Source organism: Pseudomonas sp. NY15372 (assembly GCF_048068215.1).
GTDB classification, from domain to species: Bacteria; Pseudomonadota; Gammaproteobacteria; order Pseudomonadales; family Pseudomonadaceae; genus Aquipseudomonas; species Aquipseudomonas guariconensis_A.
In genome coordinates, this window is record NZ_JBLUPY010000002.1 from 46,702 (window position 1) to 63,889 (window position 17,188).

The following is a 17,188-nucleotide window of genomic DNA, read 5'->3' on the forward strand; positions in this document are numbered from 1 at the left end:
AGGTTTTTAAAAATGGCTGAACGTCTGAACAACGACTTCCAGTTCATCGAAGTAGGGCGCAAGGACCCCAAGAAGAAGCTCCTGCGCCAGCGCAAGAAGGAGTTCGTGGAAATCTACGAGCCCTTCAAGCCGCAACAGTCCGTGGAGCAGGCACACCGCTGCCTGGGCTGCGGCAACCCGTATTGCGAGTGGAAGTGCCCGGTTCACAACTTCATCCCCAATTGGCTGAAGCTGGTTTCCGAGGGCAACATCCTCGCGGCGGCAGAACTTTCGCACCAGACCAACACCCTGCCGGAAGTGTGCGGTCGCGTGTGCCCGCAGGACCGTCTCTGCGAAGGCGCCTGCACCCTCAACGACGGCTTCGGTGCGGTGACCATCGGCTCGGTGGAGAAGTACATCACCGATACCGCCTTCGCCATGGGCTGGCGCCCGGACATGTCCAAGGTCAAGCCGACCGGCAAGCGCGTCGCGATCATCGGTGCGGGCCCTGCGGGCCTGGGCTGTGCCGACGTGCTGGTACGTGCCGGTGTGACCCCGGTGGTGTTCGACCGCAACCCGGAGATCGGTGGCCTGCTGACCTTCGGCATCCCCGAGTTCAAGCTGGAAAAGACCGTGCTCAGCAATCGCCGTGAAGTCTTCACCGGCATGGGCATCGAGTTCCGCCTGAACACCGAGGTGGGCAAGGACATCACCATGGAACAGCTGCTCGCCGATTACGATGCGGTGTTCATGGGCATGGGCACCTACACCTACATGAAGGGCGGCTTCCCCGGCGAAGACCTGCCAGGCGTACATGACGCCTTGGACTTCCTGATCGCCAACGTCAACCGCAACCTGGGCTTCGAGAAGTCGCCGGAAGACTTCGTCGACATGCAGGGCAAGAAGGTCGTGGTGCTTGGCGGTGGCGACACTGCGATGGACTGCAACCGTACCTCGATCCGCCAGGGCGCCAAATCGGTGACCTGTGCCTACCGTCGTGACGAGGCCAACATGCCGGGTTCGCGCCGCGAGGTGAAGAACGCCAAGGAAGAAGGCGTGAAGTTCCTGTACAACCGCCAGCCCATCGCCATCGTCGGCGAAGACAAGGTCGAAGGTGTGAAGGTGGTCGAGACCCGTCTCGGCGAACCGGACGCCCGTGGCCGCCGCAGCCCCGAGCCGATCCCCGGTTCCGAGGAGATCCTGCCGGCCGACGCCGTGGTGATCGCCTTCGGCTTCCGCCCGAGCCCGGCGCCATGGTTCGAGCAGCATGGTATCCAGCTGGACAGCCAGGGCCGCGTGGTGGCGCCGGAGAAAGGCAAGTTCAAGCACCAGACCAGCAACCCGAAAGTGTTCGCCGGCGGCGACATGGTGCGCGGTTCGGACCTGGTGGTGACGGCGATCTTCGAAGGGCGTACCGCTGCCGAGGGTATCCTGGACTACCTCGGCGTCTGATCCATCGCAATCGCGGGACAAGCCCGCTCCCACAGAGGTGATTCATTGCCCAATGTGGGAGCGGGCTTGTCCCGCGATGCTTTTGTATACAAAAACCTTTGATCTACGGCATCCAATAGACAAACAGCCGTGCCTTTTCTCTGTGCGTCTGAGAAAATGCCCGCACTTTTTTGCTGGATGCCGACATGACTGCCCTGAAGAACGATCGTTTCCTGCGTGCACTGCTCAAGCAACCCGTAGACGTCACCCCGGTCTGGATGATGCGCCAAGCCGGCCGCTACCTCCCGGAGTATCGCGCCAGCCGCGCCAAGGCCGGTGACTTCATGAGCCTGTGCATGAACCCGCAGTTCGCCTGCGAGGTCACGCTGCAGCCGCTGGACCGCTACCCGCTGGACGCGGCGATCCTCTTCTCGGACATCCTCACCATCCCCGACGCCATGGGCCAAGGCCTGTACTTCGAGACCGGCGAAGGCCCGCGTTTCAAGAAGGTCGTCAGCACCCTGGCCGACATCGAGGCGCTGCCGGTGCCCGATCCGCACAAGGATCTGGGCTATGTGATGGACGCCGTCAGCACCATTCGCCGCGAGCTCAACGGCCGCGTGCCGCTGATCGGCTTCTCCGGCAGCCCCTGGACCCTGGCCACCTACATGGTCGAAGGCGGCTCCTCCAAGGATTTCCGCAAGACCAAGGCCATGCTCTATGACAACCCGCAGGCCCTGCACCTGCTGCTGGACAAGCTGGCCCAGTCGGTTACGAGCTACCTCAATGGCCAGATCCAGGCCGGTGCCCAGGCAGTGCAGATCTTCGACACCTGGGGCGGCAACCTGTCGGCGGCGGCCTATCAGGAGTTTTCCCTGGCCTACATGCGCAAGATCGTCAGCGGCCTGATTCGCGAGCACGACGGGCGCAAGGTGCCGGTGATCCTGTTCACCAAGAACGGCGGTATCTGGCTGGAAAGCATCGCCGAGGCCGGTGCCGACGCCCTGGGCCTGGACTGGACCTGCGAGATCGGCGATGCCCGTCGCCGTGTCGGTGACAAGGTCGCCCTGCAAGGCAACATGGACCCGACCGTGCTGTACGCCAAGCCCGAGGCCATCCGCAAGGAAGTGGCGCGGATCCTGGCAAGCTACGGGCATGGTAGCGGGCATGTATTCAACCTGGGGCATGGCATCACGCCGGAAGTCGATCCAGAACACGCGGGTGCCTTCATCAACGCGGTGCATGAGCTTTCGGCGCAGTATCACGCCTGAGGCTCCGGGCAAGACATACTGTGTTCGTACACGAGGGCCGCTTTGCGGCCCTGTAGTGGGCTTGTGCCGCGATGGGCTCAAAGCAGTCCCGACAAACCGCGAGCGCGCAAGTACAGTCGTACATCACAGAATGTCCATGAGCTGTAATGGGAAGTTCATGCGATTGCCATTTATATGTAAACTTTGAAGTTCATTAAATCCGGAAAAATCTGCCCGGTTTTCCTATTCTTAACAAAATATTTCTAAGTGCTAATTTATTCCTTTTAGTGTTCCGATATTTCGTATGTGATTCAGTACTTTCCTACATATCAACTCCTGGCGATGTAGTTAGATGGCGCCCGTCAGATATCTGCGTTTTGCGTTGCAGTGCTCTGATTCCTAGACCCCAGTAATGCGTTCGGAGTTTGTAATGAAGACAAGAAAGGTCCTGCGTAAAAGCGTTGTCGCCACAGCTGTGTGGATGGCGATTGCCGGTGCAGGTTTGCACGCTCAAATGGCCAATGCACATGGTTATCTGGCTGAACCAACTTCCCGTGCCGGGCTTTGCCATGCGAATCATAAAAACGTAAACGTTGGTTGTGGGGGCGCCCAGTACGAGCCTTGGTCTGTTGGTGAGGTTGCAAAAGGCTTCCCGGTCAATGGCCCTGTCGATGGGAAAATCGCCAGCGGTGGTGTGCGCGCCGATTTCGCAGCACTCGATGAGCAGTCTGCCAACCGTTGGCACCTGACGCCGATCGTCGATCGCAATATCAGCTTCGACTGGCACTACGCTGCCCCTCACAAGACCAGCAAATGGGAATACTTCATCACCAAGACCGGCTGGAACCCGAATGCCTCGTTGACTCGTGAGTCCTTTGATCCGACACCGTTCTGTACGGTGGATGGTAAAGGCAGCCTTCCTGTGGCTGGCACAGGTACCAACCCCAAGCATAGCTGCACCCTGCCTAGCGACCGTTCGGGCCAGCATGCCATTCTGGCTGTATGGACCGTCGACGATACCGCCAATGCTTTCCACAGCGTTGCTGATGTCGATATCCAGTTGGATGGCGGGCCAGCGCCAGAATGGCCGCGACTGGCCGAGATCGCCCCGCATCGTGACCTCGAAGTTGGCGACAAGGTGACTGCTCGTGCATTCGATGCGAATGGCGTACGTACCGATTTCGATGTGGCGATCAGTATCGATAATGCCGAAGAAACGATTGGCGCCAACTGGGCCTACAAGCTCGCCAAGCGAATCAACGAAACCCAGACGCTGGTGCGAGCCGGCAAGCTGGACGCCGATGGCAATATCGAGCCTGTACAGGGCAGCAACAGCATTTTCGCCAAGGCTGAAAGTGGTCTGACCAACTACATCCTGGATATCGATGCTGCTTCCGGCGAGCCGGCCACGATGCATCTGAATGACGTCTTGCCTGAGTACACGCTCAAAGACGGCAAGACCAGCCTGGGCTTCCGTGTCACGACCAACACTGCGCTGAAGGTCAAGGCACAGTTGTTCGATGGCAGCAATAAACAGGTTGGCTACGCCCAGCAAACGGTGGATGGCACCGAGCAGCTGGTGCTGGATGTTGCCAGTACCGAAGGTGCACACACCCTCAAGGTTGTGGGCACAGACAAGGGCGAGCGCGTGCTGTTGCAGGAAGCACCTACCGTTCAGCTGAAAGCGGCTGGCGATGTCAACTATGACTTCGAGTTCCCGCAGTCGACCACAAGCTACAAGGCCGGTACCAAAGTGCTGCAACCGAAGACCGGCGAGATCTTCGAATGCAAGCCTTTCCCGTTCGAAGGCTGGTGCAAGAACTATTCGCCAAACGTCAACCACTATGAGCCTGGTGTAGGCAGCAACTGGCAAGACGCCTGGAACAAGCTCTAAGTCGATAAAGCCTGGCGCCTCTTCGTGAGGTGTCAGGCTTCTCACCGGTACCTCCAATGCAAACAACCAAGTATTGCTGGCAGCAGATCCTCCTGCACTGGATCTCTGCCCTGGTCATCATTTGGGTGTTGATCAGCGGCTTCTCGGTCGCGCACCTCGATTTTGACCCTGCCACGTTCCACCTGGTCGCGTTCATCAATGTCGCCCTGACCACGCTGTTCATCCCGGTCTTCCTGTTGCGCTGGTTGGTGCGCCTGGCCAAGCCTGCGCCGAAGAGTCTGCATGACGACCCGCGTGGTCGCCGTATCGCCCATGTCGTGCATGAAGCCCTGTACTGGACCATCGCGACCGTGCTGCTGTCCGGTGTGCTGATGATGGATCGCGACATCGATGTGTTCGGCTGGTTCGCCATCGCGCCAGTGCTGAGCGACCCGGTCTGGCACGGTATCTGGTTCAACATCCATATCGCTTCCTGCCTGTTGCTGGCCTTGGGCGTGGCGATGCACATCGCTGCGGTGGTGCTGCATGAGTTGTCCGGTCGGCGGGTGCTTCGGCGGATGCTGCCCTGAAGTCGATGAAGCTTTCCATGCATTTGCCCTGGGCCGCGATGGTGCTGGCCACAGGGGGCCTGCTGACATGGCGTGAAATGGCCAACCCGGTGGTGACGGACATTGCCACCCCGGCCTCGCTCGTGGCACCTGCAGCGGCTGCGCAAAAGCCGTTGCCTGTCGCCACCCTGGCCCTGGCGTTCGGCTTCCAGGCACCTGGGCAGCCCCAGTCGAGCCGCTCGGACATCACGCTCAAGGCCACCTTCGTTTCCAGCCAGGGCGATGCCCGCGCGCTGGTGAAAAGTCCCAACGGCGATGCCATCCACCGGGTCGGCGACCGCCTGCCGGGCGGCGGCGTGCTGCGGCGCATCGACGTGCGCTCCATTGTGTTGTGGCTTAACGGCCGGGAAGAAGTGGTGTCGCTGTCGGCCAGCGCTTCACCGGTGTTCCAGCCCGCTGGCAGCACCACGGGTGCTGCTTCTGTTTCCTCTTCTTCGCCCCGCCTGTTGCGGGAGGTGCAATGACTCTTAAACGCTACCTGCGCGCCGCCTCTCTCGGCGCCTGCCTTACCTTGACCTGTTCCATGACCCTGGCCGACGAGGCGACCTGGCAACTGGCAATGAGCGATGCCGACGTGCGCGACGTGGTGCGTGAGGTGGGGGCGATACTCGACCAGACGATCATCCTGGACCCCCGCGTACAAGGCCGCATCACCGTCCTGTCGAGCGAGGCGCTCGACCGTGAAGGGATACGCCGGCTGTTCTACTCGGTGCTCAACGCCCAGGGCTTCGCCGCGGTGAACGACGGTGACCGGCTGTTGGTGCTGCCGGCCAGCGAAGCCAAGGCCTGGGCCAACCAGCAGGTCGAGGCCATCCCTGCGGCATTCACCACTCGGGTGTTGCCGCTGTCGGGCAGTACGGCCTCGGACCTTGCGGGGCTGTTGCGCCCGCTGGTGTCGAGCAATGGCTATATCGGGCCTTCCAGTTCGGCCAACGCCCTGGTGGTGACCGATTCGGCCGCCAATCTGGACCGCCTGGAAGACCTGGTGTTGCAGCTCGACAGCGGCCAGCGGCACGACTACGAACTGGTGACCTTGCGCAAGGCCCAGGCCAGCGACGTGCTGGCGGTGGTGGAAGGGGCCGCAGGTGGCCCGGACAGCGGTGTGCGGGTACTGGCTGACCTGCCGGGCAACCGCCTGCTTATCCTCGGGCCCGCCAAGTCGCGCCAGCGCCTGGCACAGTTGAGCCGTTCGCTGGATGTCCCAGCGCCTACCGCTTCGCAGAACTGGCGTGTGGTCCGCCTGCAGCACAGCAACGCCGAGCAGTTGGCCGAGGTGCTGGGCGATGTGGGCAAGCGCCTGGACGGCAAGCCGACCGGCGACGGCCTGGGCGAGGCGCTCAGTGGTGAAGCCATGGTCAAGGCCGATGCCAACCAGAACGCCCTGGTGCTGCTGGGCGAGCCCCAGACCCTGGGCAGTGTTGAACAGATCATCGAGCAATTGGATCAACCACGGGCCCAGGTGTTGATCCACGCGGCCATCGTCGAAGTCAGCGGTGACATCAACGAGGCCCTCGGCCTGCAATGGGGCATCGACAAGGGCGGCCTGAAGGGAGGCATCACCTTCCCGGACAGCGGTGCCTCGCTGGCCGACTTGCTCGGCGAGGGTAAGTCGATCCCGGCGGGCGCGGCCCTGGCCATCGGCTCGGATCGCTTCGGCCTGCTGGTCTCGGCCCTGGCCAGCAATACGCGCAGCAACTTGCTGTCGACTCCCAGCCTGCTGACCCTCGACAACCAGGAGGCGCAGATCCTCGTCGGCCAGAACGTGCCGTTCAAGACCGGGTCGTACACCACCACCGGCAGTGGCGCGGACAACCCGTTCACCACCGTCGAGCGCAAGGACATCGGTATCAGCCTGAAGGTGCGCCCGCACATCAACGAAGGCCGAACTTTGCGCCTGGAAGTGGAGCAGGAAAGTTCGGAGCTTGCCCCCAGTACGCTGGAAAACGACCTGATCACCAACAAGCGCACGCTCAAAAGCACCATCCTCGCCGCCGACGGCGAGATCATCGTGATCGGTGGCCTGATCAAGGACAGCGTGAGGAAAGAGCAGCGTGGCGTGCCGTTGCTCAGCCGAATTCCCTGGGTGGGCGGCCTGTTCCGCTGGAGCCGGGATGTCCAGGAAAAGACCAACCTGATGGTCTTCCTGCGCCCTACCATCCTGCGTAGCCAGGCTGAGCTGGTCCAGGCCGGGCGACGCGCCTACGAGAACGTTCGCACAGTGGACGATTCCGTGCTGCCCAAGGATGCCCGACAGCTGTTCGAGGCCAAGCGCCTGCCCGACAACCCAGGCGACCGTCGATGAGCGCCGCTCTGCCCTTCAGCTTCGCCCGGCGCCACGGCATCCTGTTCGACCAGCAGGCGGATGAACCCGCCTTGCTGATGCGCAAGGATGCGTCGCTGGCCGCCATGGCCGAGGCCTGTCGCGTGGTAGGCAGTGCCTGGCCCCTGCGCCAGGTGGACGACGCCTGCTTTGCCGAGCGCCTGGCCAGTTGCTATGGCGGCAGCCAGGACGCGGCGCAGGCGGTGGTCCAGGGCCTGGACCAGGAAATCGACCTGTCCCGCTTGGCCGAAGCCTTGCCGCAGACCAGCGACCTGCTCGACCAGCAGGATGATGCGCCGATCATTCGCCTGCTCAATGCCTTGCTCAGCGAGGCGGTGCGCTCCCGGGCGTCGGACATCCACCTGGAAACCTTCGAGCAGCAACTGCGGGTGCGCATGCGCATCGACGGCGTGATGCGCGAAGTGCTGGCACCGCCACGGGAGCTGTCCGCGCTGCTGGTCTCGCGCATCAAGGTCATGGCGCGCCTGGACATCGCCGAGAAGCGCGTGCCCCAGGATGGCCGGATCAGCCTGCGCCTGGCCGGCCATGAAGTGGACGTGCGGGTGTCGACCCTGCCGGCGGCCCATGGCGAACGGGTGGTGCTGCGTTTGCTGGACAAGCAGGCGGTGCGCCTGGACATCGACCACATGCAGATGCAAGGGGCGGTGCGTACCGGCTTCATGCGCATGCTGGAGAAGCCCCATGGCATCTTCCTGGTCACCGGGCCCACCGGCTCGGGCAAGACCACGACGCTGTACACCGCGCTTTCGTACCTCAACCAGGTGTCGCGCAACATCCTCACCGTCGAAGACCCGATCGAGTATCACCTGCCCGGTATCGGCCAGACCCAAGTCAACACCAAGGTCGACATGACCTTCGCCCGCGGCCTGCGTGCCATCCTGCGCCAGGACCCGGACGTGGTCATGGTCGGCGAGATCCGTGACCGGGAAACCGCCGATATCGCCGTCCAGGCTTCGCTTACCGGGCACCTGGTGCTGTCCACCCTGCATACCAACAGCGCATTGGGTGCCATCACACGCCTGGCGGACATGGGCATCGACACCTGCCTGCTCGCCTCGTCGCTGGCCGGGGTCATGGCCCAGCGCCTGGTACGCAAGCTTTGCCCGCACTGCAAGGTCGCCTGCGACGTGGACGAGGCCATTGCCAACGCTCTCGGCCACCCCGCTGAGCGGCCTGCGGTGGTCTACAAGGCGCAGGGGTGTGCTGAGTGCCAGCAAGGCTACAGCGGCCGTCTGGCCCTGCATGAAATGGTGGTGGTAGAGCCGCCGCTGGCCCAGGCGATCCATACACGCGCGTCCCAGGCGCAGATGCTCGAGCTGATCCGCCAGGACACGCCAAGCTTGTTCCAGCATGGCGTCCAGCGTGTCTGCCAGGGGCAGACCAGCGTGGAAGAACTGCTGCGCGTGACGGGGCAGGGCTGATATGGCGGTGTTTCGTTACCAGGCCCAGGACACCCAAGGCGTTCGCCAGCGGGGCACCCTGGAGGCGCCGAGCGCGCGCCAGGCCCGCCAGGCGCTGCGTGACCAGGGGCTGCTGGTGCTGCAGGTCGAACCGGTACGGGCGTCTTTCTTCAATGGCTTGTTGGCGCGCAACCGCCTGAGCCTGGCCCGGCGCTCGCTGCTGACCCGGCAGCTGGCGACCTTGCTGCATGCGGGCGTGCCGCTGACCGAAGCCCTGCAGGCCGTCGCTGCGCAAACCAGCCAACGCCAAGTACGGCAAATAGTGCGTGGCGTGGCTGAGCGCGTTGCCGAAGGCCACGCCCTGGCGCAAGCACTGGGGGCTTATCCACAGGCGTTTCCCATGGTCTACCGGGCCACCATCGCGGCGGCGGAACGCTCCGGCCACCTGGCCGGGGTGCTCGACCGCCTGGCCGAGCATGGCGAGAACCAGCAGGCCCTGCGCCAGAAAGTACAACTGGCGATGGTGTACCCGGTGATCCTGCTGGTGGTCTCGTTGCTGGTCGTGGGCTTTCTGCTGGGCTATGTGGTGCCAGATGTCGTGCAGGCGTTCGCCCGGGACCAGGCCCAACTGCCCATGGCGACCCAGGTACTGATCGCGCTCAGCGACGCCACCAACCGCTATGGGCTGATAGGCGTTCCGGCCCTGGCGGCAGCGGCTACGGTGGTGTACCTGGCCTTGCGCCAACCCACCCGGCGTCGGCAGTGGCATGGGGTGTCCTTGCGCCTGCCGGCTTATGGCGAATTCGTCCGCGCCAGTGAGGCGGCGCGTTTCATCAGCACCTTGGCGATTCTGGGGCGCAGCGGTGTCGCCCTGGTCGAAGCCATGCACATCGGTGCCGGTGTCATCGGCAACCTGGTGCTGCGCGAACGCCTGCTGGAAGCGGCCCGGGAGCTGGGTGAAGGCGCCACGCTGGCCAACTGCCTGGCACGCAGCGAGACCTTGCCGCCCCTGATGCTGCACATGATCGCCAGCGGCGAGCGTGCCGGTGAGCTGGACACCATGCTCGAACGTGCCGCCGACCTTCAGGGCAAACAGCTGGCGGGGCGGATCTCCCTGCTGGTGAGCCTTTGCGAGCCGCTGATGCTGCTGGTGATGGGCGGCATCGTGCTGTTCATCGTGCTTGCCATCCTGCTCCCCATTCTCAACCTCAACCAACTGGTCAACTGATATGTCCATTCGTTCAGCACGCCGCGCGCAACGCGGTTTCACCCTCATCGAAATCATGGTCGTGGTCATCATCCTGGGCGTGCTTGGCGCCTTGGTGCTGCCCAACGTGATGAGCCGCCCGGACCACGCCAAGCTCACCGCCGCCCGCACCGATATCCAGTCGATTTCCACGGCCCTGGAAATCTATCGGCTGGACAACGGCCGCTACCCAAGCACCGCCCAGGGCCTCGATGCCTTGGTCAAACAGCCGACCGTGGCGCCGCTGCCGCGCCAGTGGAACGCCCAGGGCTATCTGAAGAGCACGCCTACCGACCCGTGGGGTTCGCCTTACCAGTACACGAGCCCTGGTACGCGCTCGAGCCAAGGCTATGACCTGTATACCCTGGGCGCCGATGGCCAGCCTGGCGGCGAGGGCATGGACGCCGACATCGGTAACTGGCCTGAATGAAACGGCGCCAAGCCCAGGGTTTTACCCTGTTGGAACTGTTGGTGGTCATGGTGCTGCTGGGGATCGTCATGGGAATGGCGGGGCTGAAGTTCGGTCGTGACCCGCAGCGTGTGGCCAACCAGGAGGCCAGCCTCTTCCTGCAAATGCTGCAGCATGCACGGCAACAGGCGGTGCTGGAGGGGCGCACCCTGGGGATCCGCCTCGACGGTCAGGGCTACCAGTTGTTCCGCGCCGCCGAGCAAGGCTGGGAGGCTGCGGGCCGGCATCGTGCGTTGGAGCTGGATTTGCGCCTGGAGGTCGATGGGGTGCCGGTATCGACCGCTGCACGCGGCAACGCACCGCAACTGGTGATCTCCAGCAATGACGAGCACACGCCGTTCTCGTTGTATTTCATGGCGATGGACAAGCGCCTGGCCACGGTGTCGAGTGATGGACTCAATGATCCCAAGCTCGCACCGTGAACGTGGATTCACCTTGCTGGAAGTCTTGGTGGCGCTGGCGATCTTCGCCGTCCTGGCGGTGGCGGTGAGCACGGCGACCCGGCATGTGCTGATGCAGTCGCAAGGCTTGCAGGACCGCCTGTTCGCCAGCTGGATCGCCGATAACCATCTGACCGAGCTGCGCTTGCTGCCGACGCCGCCGGCTGGGCAGCGCACGCTGGAGGTGACCTACGACCGGCGCCGCTGGACGCTGGTCGAGACCCGTCGTCGCCTGGCTGGGCGTGGCCTGGTCGAAGTCCATGTGCGTGTGGGCCTCGCCGCGAATGGCCAGGTGCTGCACCAGGCCACCGGGTGGACGGAGGACGCCGATGCTGCCGAATGAAGCGGGCAGGGCGCGCCGCCAGCAGGGCTTTACCCTGATCGAGTTGCTGCTGGCCATCGCCATCTTCGCGCTGCTGGCGGTCGGCACCGGGCGCCTGCTCGATGTGCTGGTACGTGCCGATGCCAAGCGCCAGGACCAGGCCGAAGCCGTGCGCGCGTTGGGGCGGGCAATGAGCCTGGTTCAGCGGGATGCGCTGCAAGCGTACCTGCCAGGGAGCCTGAACAAGAACGGCTATGGCTTCACGCTGGGGCAGCAGCGCATGGGCTGGCTGCTCGCCGGCACCCAGGACAGCCAACCCTTGCCACGCAGCGACGTGAGGTTGGTCGACTATTGGCTGGAGGATGGCGTGCTGTGGCGGCGGCGCAGCACCTTGGAACAAGGCCTAGGTCTTCCCCAGCGTCTGCTCGACGGTGTCGTCGAGCTGCGCTGGCGCGTGTATGTGCCCGAGGTCGGCTGGCAGACGCGCTGGCCCTTCGCGCAGCGCCGGCCAGCACCACCGCAGGCACTGGAAATCATCGTGTCGACGCAGCGCATCGGGCAGGTGCGGCGGGTGCTGCCCCTGGCGGGAGCCAATCGATGACCCAGCAGCGGCAAAAGGGGCTGGCGCTCGTCACGGTACTGTTGATCATGGCGCTGTTGTCGTTGCTGGTCGCCGGCATGTTGCGTAGCCACCAACTGCTGCTGGGCGGTGTGACCCAGCAGATCGAGGCCACACGTTTGTTGCAGCTGGCCCATGGCGCAGAACGCAGGGTGCTGGGGCAGCTTCGCCAGGCGGTGGTCGAGGTCGTTCAGGTCACCCATGGCGGGCAGCACTGGGCGCGTCCCCAGGCCTTCACCCTCGGCCAGGGGCGGGTGCGCACGCAGCTTGAGGATCTCTCGGCACGATACAACCTCGGTGCCTTGCTGGCGCCCAAGACGCCCGACCCGATCTTGCTCGAACGGTGGGAACGCCTCTGTCGGTCACTGCAGATAGAGCCCCCCGTGTTGGACAGCTTGATGGGGAAACCGCTGCTCGACATCACCCAGCTACGTGCCTTGCCGGAGGTTTCCGCAGCGGTCATGGAGCGCTTGCGGCCCTGGGTCGTGGCATTGCCCAAGGAGGCCAGGCTCAACATCAATACCGCACCTGCGCAGGTGCTGGCCGCGCTCGAGGACCTGTCGCCCGACGTGGCGCGCCGGCTGGTGGCTGAGCGACCCGAAGAGGGCTACGCCAGAGTCGACCAGTTCCTGGCCCTGCCCCAAATGGAGGGCCTTGGCGTGACCAGCCGCGGGCTGACCGTGAACAGCCAGTGGTTTCGACTCGAGGTCCAGGTAGAGCTGGGCGGCAGGCGGATGTACCTGTACAGCGACTTGGAAATCGATCTGAACACGCACCAGGTTCGTGTGGTGCGACGTGTGTTTTCTGCAGTGCGGGAGCAAATGCCGAATGAGTGAAAATTGGTTGTACCTGCTGCCCGCAGGAAAAGAGACGGCCGATGCGCAGTGGCCCGTGTGGGTGCGAACGGCAGGTGGCGAGCAACACCGCGTGAGCATCGGTGACGTGGCCTCGATCTTGAGCGGCGCGGCCGTGGTGGTGGTGCCGATGGAAATGGTGGGCACCTGCGAAGTCGGCCCGCTGCCGGGCAGGCGGCCCAAGCCCGATACCTTGGCTTATGCCGCCGAGGACCAGTTGGCAGCGCCGCTGGAGACGGTGCACCTGGCTTTCGGCCCTGCCGATGAGCAGAAGCAACGGCGGGGACTGGTGATTGACCGAGACGTCATGGACAACCTGCTGGCCCTGCTGCAAGCCCAGGGTGTCGAACCGCTTGCCTTGCATGTCGATGCCGACCTGCTCACGGGCGAGCCCGCGTGTGCGCTGTGGCTCGAAGGCCGTTGGTTGATAGGCGGTGCTGGCGCCCCCCGGTTGGCTGCCACCCCCCAGGCCGCCCAGGCGCTGGCACCGCAGTGTCCGACCATGGCCTGGCTGGCCGAGGCGCAGCAGGCAGAGCTGCCCCTGTGCACCCGATCGGTCACCTGTGCCTTCGATACGCTCAGGCAAGGCCGCATGCAGGCCATCGACCTGCTTCAGGGCGCCTACCGACGGCGCCGTGCGAGTGTGCCCTGGCGAGCCCTGGCCGTTGGGGTGTCGATAGCGTTCGCGATGGTGTGCGTGGCCGATTATCTGAGGGCTGAATGGCTGCTGCAGCGCACCGCCCAATTGCAGGCAGACAATCGCCAGGCCTTCCAACGCTGGGCGCCCGGGCAGCCGGTCAGCGCAGACCTTGCCAGCCAGATCCGTGCGCTCGAGTACCGCCCGCACCCGGCGACGGCGATCGAAGGGCTGGCGTCGCTCGGCGAGCAGTTGGTGGAAACCGGGAACCTGACTGTGGCGCAGGCAACCCTGAGCCCTGTCGAAGGCTGGCGCATGGAGGTGTTGGCGCAAGGGTTCGAAGACCTCGAGCGCCTGCGCCAACGCGTGCCGGCAGTATTGATCGACCAGGCCCGTCAGGACGAACAAGGTGTACGGGCGACCCTGACCTGGAAGGAGGCGCGATGATGCAGTGGAAGGAACATGCCCTGGTGCGCCAATGGCGGCTGATCCCGGGCGAGCGGCGAAGGGTGATCGTAGCCGCCCTGTGGGCATTGGCCCTGGTTGCGGCCTGGCAGCTGGCGTGGGAGCCAGGCCAGGCGCGCCTGCAGCAGGCCGGCCAGGCATTGGCCCGCGAACAGGCATTGGCCGACCACCTGCAACGGGTATCGGCAGGGCCTGCCCGGATGCAGGAAGCCTGGCCGGTGCTGACACCGGCCAGGCTGAGCGAGCGGGCCCAGGCGGCGGGCGTGCGCATCACTGGCCTTGAGACCAGGGCCCAGCAGGTCGATGTCAGCTTCGAAGGCTCGCCGGCCGTGATGTTTGCATGGCTGCATGCGCTTGAGCGTGAAGGCGGCCGGGTACGGGACATGCAATTGCAGGTCATGGACGACCAGCTCCAGGCCAGGGTCAGTCTGGAACTGGACGAGGCATGAGGCTGATTAAGCTTCGCTTCAGCCTGCCTCGGTAGGCTGTTCCCATCGAAACCCCAACAGGACCTGACACCATGAAAGCTCGTTACCTCGCCCTGATCCTCGCCCCTCTGTTCAGCACTGCCGCCCTGGCAGCCGGCTACACCGGCCCAGGCGCCCAGTCGGTGACCACCGTCGCCGCCGCCAACGATGCCGCTGACGACACCCCGGTGGTGCTGCAAGGCTACGTGACCAAGAAGATCAACAACGACGACAAGTACGAGTTCAAGGACAACACCGGCACCATCACCGTCGAGATCGACGACGAGGACCTGCCGCAGACGCCGTTCAACGACAAGACCAAGGTCAAGCTGACCGGCGAGGTGGAGAAGCACCTGATGAGCCGTGAAGTGGACGTGGACATCGTCGAGATCGTCAACTGATCCCAGGCTTCATCGCCGGCAAGCCGGCTCCCACAGGTTCAGCGCAGCGCGAGACAGGTGGGAGCCGGCTTGCCGGCGATGGGCTGCAAAACAGCCCCTGTTCAGGCAGTCTTGGGTGGCAACCGGCTCAGGTGCAACGCCACCAGCAATGCCACCGCCAGCAGGCTGCCGATGAACAGCCCGATGCCGTTCCACCCGGCCTGGTGCCAGAACACCCCACCGGCCGTACCGGCCACGCTGGAGCCTGCGTAGTAGCAGAACAGGTACAGCGACGAGGCCTGCCCCTTGGCCTTGAGCGCCCGTCGGCCGATCCAGCTGCTGGCCACCGAGTGCGCGCCGAAGAAGCCGAAGGTGAACACCAGCATGCCCAGGATCACCAGCGTGAGCGGGCTGGCCAGGGTCATCAGCAGCCCGCCGGCCATCACCAGGATGCTCGCCCAGAACACCTTGCGCCTGCCCAGTTTGTCCGCCAGCGCGCCCACCTGGGCGGAGCTGTAGATGCCCGACAGGTACACCACCGAGAGCAGGCCGACCAGGGCCTGGTTCATGTGGTAGGGCTCTGCCAGCAGGCGGTAGCCGATGTAGTTGAACAGGGTGACGAAGGCCCCCATCAGCAGGAACGCCTCGAGGAACAACCACGGCAGGCCTGCGTCACGAAAATGCATGACGAAGCCGTCCAGCAGGCTGCGCGGGTTCATGGCCTGGGGGCGGAAATTGCGCGATTCGGGCAGCACCTTCCAGAACACCAGCGCCGCGACCAGGGCCAGGCCGCCGATGGCCAGCATCGCCGTGTGCCAGCTGACGAAGTCGATCAGTACCCCGGTGATCAGGCGTCCGCTCATGCCGCCGATGGCATTGCCACCGATATACAGGCCCATGGCCAGGCCGATGTGCTGCGGGTGGATTTCTTCGCTCAGGTAGGTCATCGCCACGGCGGCTAGGCCGCTCAGGGCCAGGCCCACCAGCGCGCGGGTGGCCAGCACCAGTTCCCAGGTCGGCATCACTGCGCTGGCCAGGGTTGCCAAGGCCGCACAGAGCAGGGCGAAGACCATGACCGGCTTGCGGCCGATACGGTCGGAAATCGGCCCGGTGACCAGCAAGCCGAAGGCTAGCATGGCCGTGGAAACCGAAAGCACCAGGCTGCTCTGCGCGGCGTTGATGGAAAACTCTTGCGACAGCAACGGCATCATCGGCTGCACGCAATACAGCAGGGCGAAGGTGGCGAAGCCGCCGCTGAACAGCGCCAGCACGGTCTTCATGAAGGCGGGCGTGCCTTTTTCGATCCAGGTGTCGTTCAGGGCAGGCGTCACAGGCTCGGGGTCGATGGAGAGCGGGGCGACGGCGGATTTCACGGAGGGGACCTCTGGCGCTGGGCCGGTGTTGCGATGAAAAAATCATATAGCTGGCTAATGGATACATCCAATATATTGTTCGACCTATTTAAGACGTTATGCGACCTAATCGGAGCCCGTCATGGAGTTGCGTCATCTGCGGTATTTCATCGCCGTGGCCGAAGAGTTGCACTTCGGTCGCGCGGCCCAGCAGTTGGGTATCTCACAACCTCCGTTGAGCCAGCAGATCCAGGCCTTGGAGCAGGAACTGGGCGCACGCCTGTTCGAGCGCACCAACCGGCGGGTCGAGCTGAGCGAGGCCGGGCGGCTGTTCCTCGACGAAGCGCGCCAGGTGCTGGCCCAGGTGGAAAAGGCAGCGGATGTCGCCCGGCGCGCGCAACTGGGCGAGCTGGGCGAGATGAAGATCGGCTTCACCTCTTCGGCGCCGTTCACCTCGAGGATTCCCAAGGCGCTGCATGCCTTTCGCCAGCGCTTTCCCGCGGTGCACCTGAACCTGCGCGAAATGAGCAGCCGTGACGTGGCCGAGGCGGTGTTCGACGAGAGCATCGAAGTCGGCCTGATGCGGCCGATGCCATTGCCCGAAGGGCTGGTGGCCACCGAACTGTTCAGCGAGCCGCTGGTGGCGGTGATCCACGCTTCCCACCCCCTGGCCCAGGGCAGCGAACAGGGCGTGTTCATGCAGGCGCTGGCCAACGAGCCCTTCGTGTTCTTCCCGCGCAGCTACGGCAGCGGGTTGCATGCGCAGTTACTGAGCCTGGCGCGCCAGGCCGGGTTCAGCCCGCATTTCGCCCAGGAAGCGGGCGAGGCGATGACCATCATCGGCCTGGTGTCGGCGGGGCTGGGGGTGTCGGTGTTGCCGGCTTCGTTCCAGCGCATGCGTATCGATGGCGTGGTGTACCGGACCCTGCTGGACGAGGGCGCGACGACTGCGGTGTGGCTGGTCCAGCGGCAGGCGGCAGGGTCGGCCATGGCCAGGGCGTTTGCCGAGTTGTTGACCCGGTAGCTCCGCGCGC

Annotated in this window: 18 protein-coding genes; 17 read left to right on the plus strand and 1 reads right to left on the minus strand. The window is 64.3% G+C overall.

Annotation, left to right across the window (positions count from 1 at the left end):
- The first annotated feature begins 12 nt into the window (after positions 1-12).
- The 16 genes from ACNFG0_RS01820 (at position 13) to ACNFG0_RS01895 (ending at position 14,823) form a co-directional block, all read left to right on the plus strand.
- Entirely contained in the window at positions 13-1,431 is a 1,419-nt protein-coding gene (locus ACNFG0_RS01820; RefSeq protein WP_416763895.1) for an FAD-dependent oxidoreductase, read from the plus strand.
- A 185-nt stretch (positions 1,432-1,616) separates the two neighbouring features.
- On the plus strand, positions 1,617-2,681 hold the full coding sequence (gene hemE / locus ACNFG0_RS01825; protein WP_196155325.1) for a uroporphyrinogen decarboxylase: 1,065 nt from the start codon (positions 1,617-1,619) through the stop codon (positions 2,679-2,681).
- Between the two features lie 409 nt (positions 2,682-3,090).
- Positions 3,091-4,554, plus strand: coding sequence for an N-acetylglucosamine-binding protein GbpA (gene gbpA / locus ACNFG0_RS01830; RefSeq protein ID WP_416763897.1), 1,464 nt, complete (start codon positions 3,091-3,093; stop codon positions 4,552-4,554).
- 56 nt (positions 4,555-4,610) lie between these two features.
- On the plus strand, positions 4,611-5,123 hold the full coding sequence (locus ACNFG0_RS01835) for a cytochrome b (RefSeq protein ID WP_416763898.1): 513 nt from the start codon (positions 4,611-4,613) through the stop codon (positions 5,121-5,123).
- A gap of 17 nt (positions 5,124-5,140) precedes the next feature.
- Positions 5,141-5,626: a type II secretion system protein N gene (locus ACNFG0_RS01840; protein ID WP_416763900.1), complete on the plus strand. Its 486-nt coding sequence runs from the start codon at positions 5,141-5,143 to the stop codon at positions 5,624-5,626.
- Positions 5,623-7,464, plus strand: coding sequence for a type II secretion system secretin GspD (gene gspD, locus ACNFG0_RS01845; protein WP_416763901.1), 1,842 nt, complete (start codon positions 5,623-5,625; stop codon positions 7,462-7,464). Before ACNFG0_RS01840 ends, gspD begins: the two co-directional genes overlap by 4 nt.
- Complete coding sequence (gene gspE, locus ACNFG0_RS01850; RefSeq protein WP_416763902.1) at positions 7,461-8,924, plus strand: type II secretion system ATPase GspE; 1,464 nt, start codon at positions 7,461-7,463, stop codon at positions 8,922-8,924. The genes gspD and gspE overlap by 4 nt, the downstream gene beginning before the upstream one ends.
- 1 nt (position 8,925) lies before the next feature.
- Positions 8,926-10,131 (plus strand): type II secretion system inner membrane protein GspF, encoded by a 1,206-nt coding sequence (gene gspF, locus ACNFG0_RS01855; RefSeq protein ID WP_196155331.1) that lies wholly within the window; start codon positions 8,926-8,928, stop codon positions 10,129-10,131.
- Between the two features lies 1 nt (position 10,132).
- Entirely contained in the window at positions 10,133-10,579 is a 447-nt protein-coding gene (gspG, locus tag ACNFG0_RS01860) for a type II secretion system major pseudopilin GspG (RefSeq protein ID WP_196144074.1), read from the plus strand.
- Complete coding sequence (gspH, locus tag ACNFG0_RS01865; protein ID WP_416763903.1) at positions 10,576-11,040, plus strand: type II secretion system minor pseudopilin GspH; 465 nt, start codon at positions 10,576-10,578, stop codon at positions 11,038-11,040. The genes gspG and gspH overlap by 4 nt, the downstream gene beginning before the upstream one ends.
- Positions 11,009-11,401, plus strand: coding sequence for a type II secretion system minor pseudopilin GspI (gspI, locus tag ACNFG0_RS01870; protein WP_230386167.1), 393 nt, complete (start codon positions 11,009-11,011; stop codon positions 11,399-11,401). The genes gspH and gspI overlap by 32 nt, the downstream gene beginning before the upstream one ends.
- Positions 11,388-11,981 (plus strand): type II secretion system minor pseudopilin GspJ, encoded by a 594-nt coding sequence (gene gspJ, locus ACNFG0_RS01875; RefSeq protein ID WP_416763904.1) that lies wholly within the window; start codon positions 11,388-11,390, stop codon positions 11,979-11,981. Before gspI ends, gspJ begins: the two co-directional genes overlap by 14 nt.
- Positions 11,978-12,835: a type II secretion system protein GspK gene (locus ACNFG0_RS01880; RefSeq protein WP_196167062.1), complete on the plus strand. Its 858-nt coding sequence runs from the start codon at positions 11,978-11,980 to the stop codon at positions 12,833-12,835. Before gspJ ends, ACNFG0_RS01880 begins: the two co-directional genes overlap by 4 nt.
- Positions 12,828-13,937 carry a type II secretion system protein GspL gene (gene gspL, locus ACNFG0_RS01885; protein WP_416763905.1) on the plus strand — a complete coding sequence of 370 codons (1,110 nt, stop codon included), beginning with the start codon at positions 12,828-12,830 and terminating at the stop codon, positions 13,935-13,937. Before ACNFG0_RS01880 ends, gspL begins: the two co-directional genes overlap by 8 nt.
- Positions 13,934-14,404: a type II secretion system protein GspM gene (gene gspM / locus ACNFG0_RS01890; protein WP_196155336.1), complete on the plus strand. Its 471-nt coding sequence runs from the start codon at positions 13,934-13,936 to the stop codon at positions 14,402-14,404. The genes gspL and gspM overlap by 4 nt, the downstream gene beginning before the upstream one ends.
- 71 nt (positions 14,405-14,475) lie before the next feature.
- Complete coding sequence (locus ACNFG0_RS01895; RefSeq protein ID WP_196144068.1) at positions 14,476-14,823, plus strand: YgiW/YdeI family stress tolerance OB fold protein; 348 nt, start codon at positions 14,476-14,478, stop codon at positions 14,821-14,823.
- Positions 14,824-14,924: 101 nt separating this feature from the next.
- On the opposite strand, the gene ACNFG0_RS01900 is transcribed toward ACNFG0_RS01895, so the two are convergent.
- Positions 14,925-16,175 (minus strand): MFS transporter, encoded by a 1,251-nt coding sequence (locus ACNFG0_RS01900; protein WP_196144067.1) that lies wholly within the window; start codon positions 16,173-16,175, stop codon positions 14,925-14,927.
- A gap of 121 nt (positions 16,176-16,296) precedes the next feature.
- On the opposite strand from ACNFG0_RS01900, the gene ACNFG0_RS01905 reads away from it, so the two are divergent.
- The gene (locus ACNFG0_RS01905; RefSeq protein WP_196144066.1) at positions 16,297-17,178 is read left to right on the plus strand and encodes a LysR family transcriptional regulator; all 882 of its coding nucleotides are present in this window, start codon (positions 16,297-16,299) and stop codon (positions 17,176-17,178) included.
- Positions 17,179-17,188 lie beyond the last annotated feature (10 nt).

What these genes read in the sequence shown, in the direction of transcription:
- ACNFG0_RS01840 (WP_416763900.1), top strand. Translation starts at nt 5,141, where the DNA reads ATGCATTTGCCCTGGGCCGCGATGGTGCTGGCCACAGGGGGCCTGCTG.
- gspF (WP_196155331.1), top strand. Translation starts at nt 8,926, where the DNA reads ATGGCGGTGTTTCGTTACCAGGCCCAGGACACCCAAGGCGTTCGCCAG.
- hemE (WP_196155325.1), top strand. Translation starts at nt 1,617, where the DNA reads ATGACTGCCCTGAAGAACGATCGTTTCCTGCGTGCACTGCTCAAGCAA.
- gspL (WP_416763905.1), top strand. Translation starts at nt 12,828, where the DNA reads ATGAGTGAAAATTGGTTGTACCTGCTGCCCGCAGGAAAAGAGACGGCC.
- gspI (WP_230386167.1), top strand. Translation starts at nt 11,009, where the DNA reads ATGGACTCAATGATCCCAAGCTCGCACCGTGAACGTGGATTCACCTTG.
- ACNFG0_RS01880 (WP_196167062.1), top strand. Translation starts at nt 11,978, where the DNA reads ATGACCCAGCAGCGGCAAAAGGGGCTGGCGCTCGTCACGGTACTGTTG.
- ACNFG0_RS01895 (WP_196144068.1), top strand. Translation starts at nt 14,476, where the DNA reads ATGAAAGCTCGTTACCTCGCCCTGATCCTCGCCCCTCTGTTCAGCACT.
- gspJ (WP_416763904.1), top strand. Translation starts at nt 11,388, where the DNA reads ATGCTGCCGAATGAAGCGGGCAGGGCGCGCCGCCAGCAGGGCTTTACC.
- gspE (WP_416763902.1), top strand. Translation starts at nt 7,461, where the DNA reads ATGAGCGCCGCTCTGCCCTTCAGCTTCGCCCGGCGCCACGGCATCCTG.
- ACNFG0_RS01835 (WP_416763898.1), top strand. Translation starts at nt 4,611, where the DNA reads ATGCAAACAACCAAGTATTGCTGGCAGCAGATCCTCCTGCACTGGATC.
- ACNFG0_RS01905 (WP_196144066.1), top strand. Translation starts at nt 16,297, where the DNA reads ATGGAGTTGCGTCATCTGCGGTATTTCATCGCCGTGGCCGAAGAGTTG.
- gbpA (WP_416763897.1), top strand. Translation starts at nt 3,091, where the DNA reads ATGAAGACAAGAAAGGTCCTGCGTAAAAGCGTTGTCGCCACAGCTGTG.
- gspH (WP_416763903.1), top strand. Translation starts at nt 10,576, where the DNA reads ATGAAACGGCGCCAAGCCCAGGGTTTTACCCTGTTGGAACTGTTGGTG.
- gspG (WP_196144074.1), top strand. Translation starts at nt 10,133, where the DNA reads ATGTCCATTCGTTCAGCACGCCGCGCGCAACGCGGTTTCACCCTCATC.
- ACNFG0_RS01820 (WP_416763895.1), top strand. Translation starts at nt 13, where the DNA reads ATGGCTGAACGTCTGAACAACGACTTCCAGTTCATCGAAGTAGGGCGC.
- gspD (WP_416763901.1), top strand. Translation starts at nt 5,623, where the DNA reads ATGACTCTTAAACGCTACCTGCGCGCCGCCTCTCTCGGCGCCTGCCTT.
- gspM (WP_196155336.1), top strand. Translation starts at nt 13,934, where the DNA reads ATGATGCAGTGGAAGGAACATGCCCTGGTGCGCCAATGGCGGCTGATC.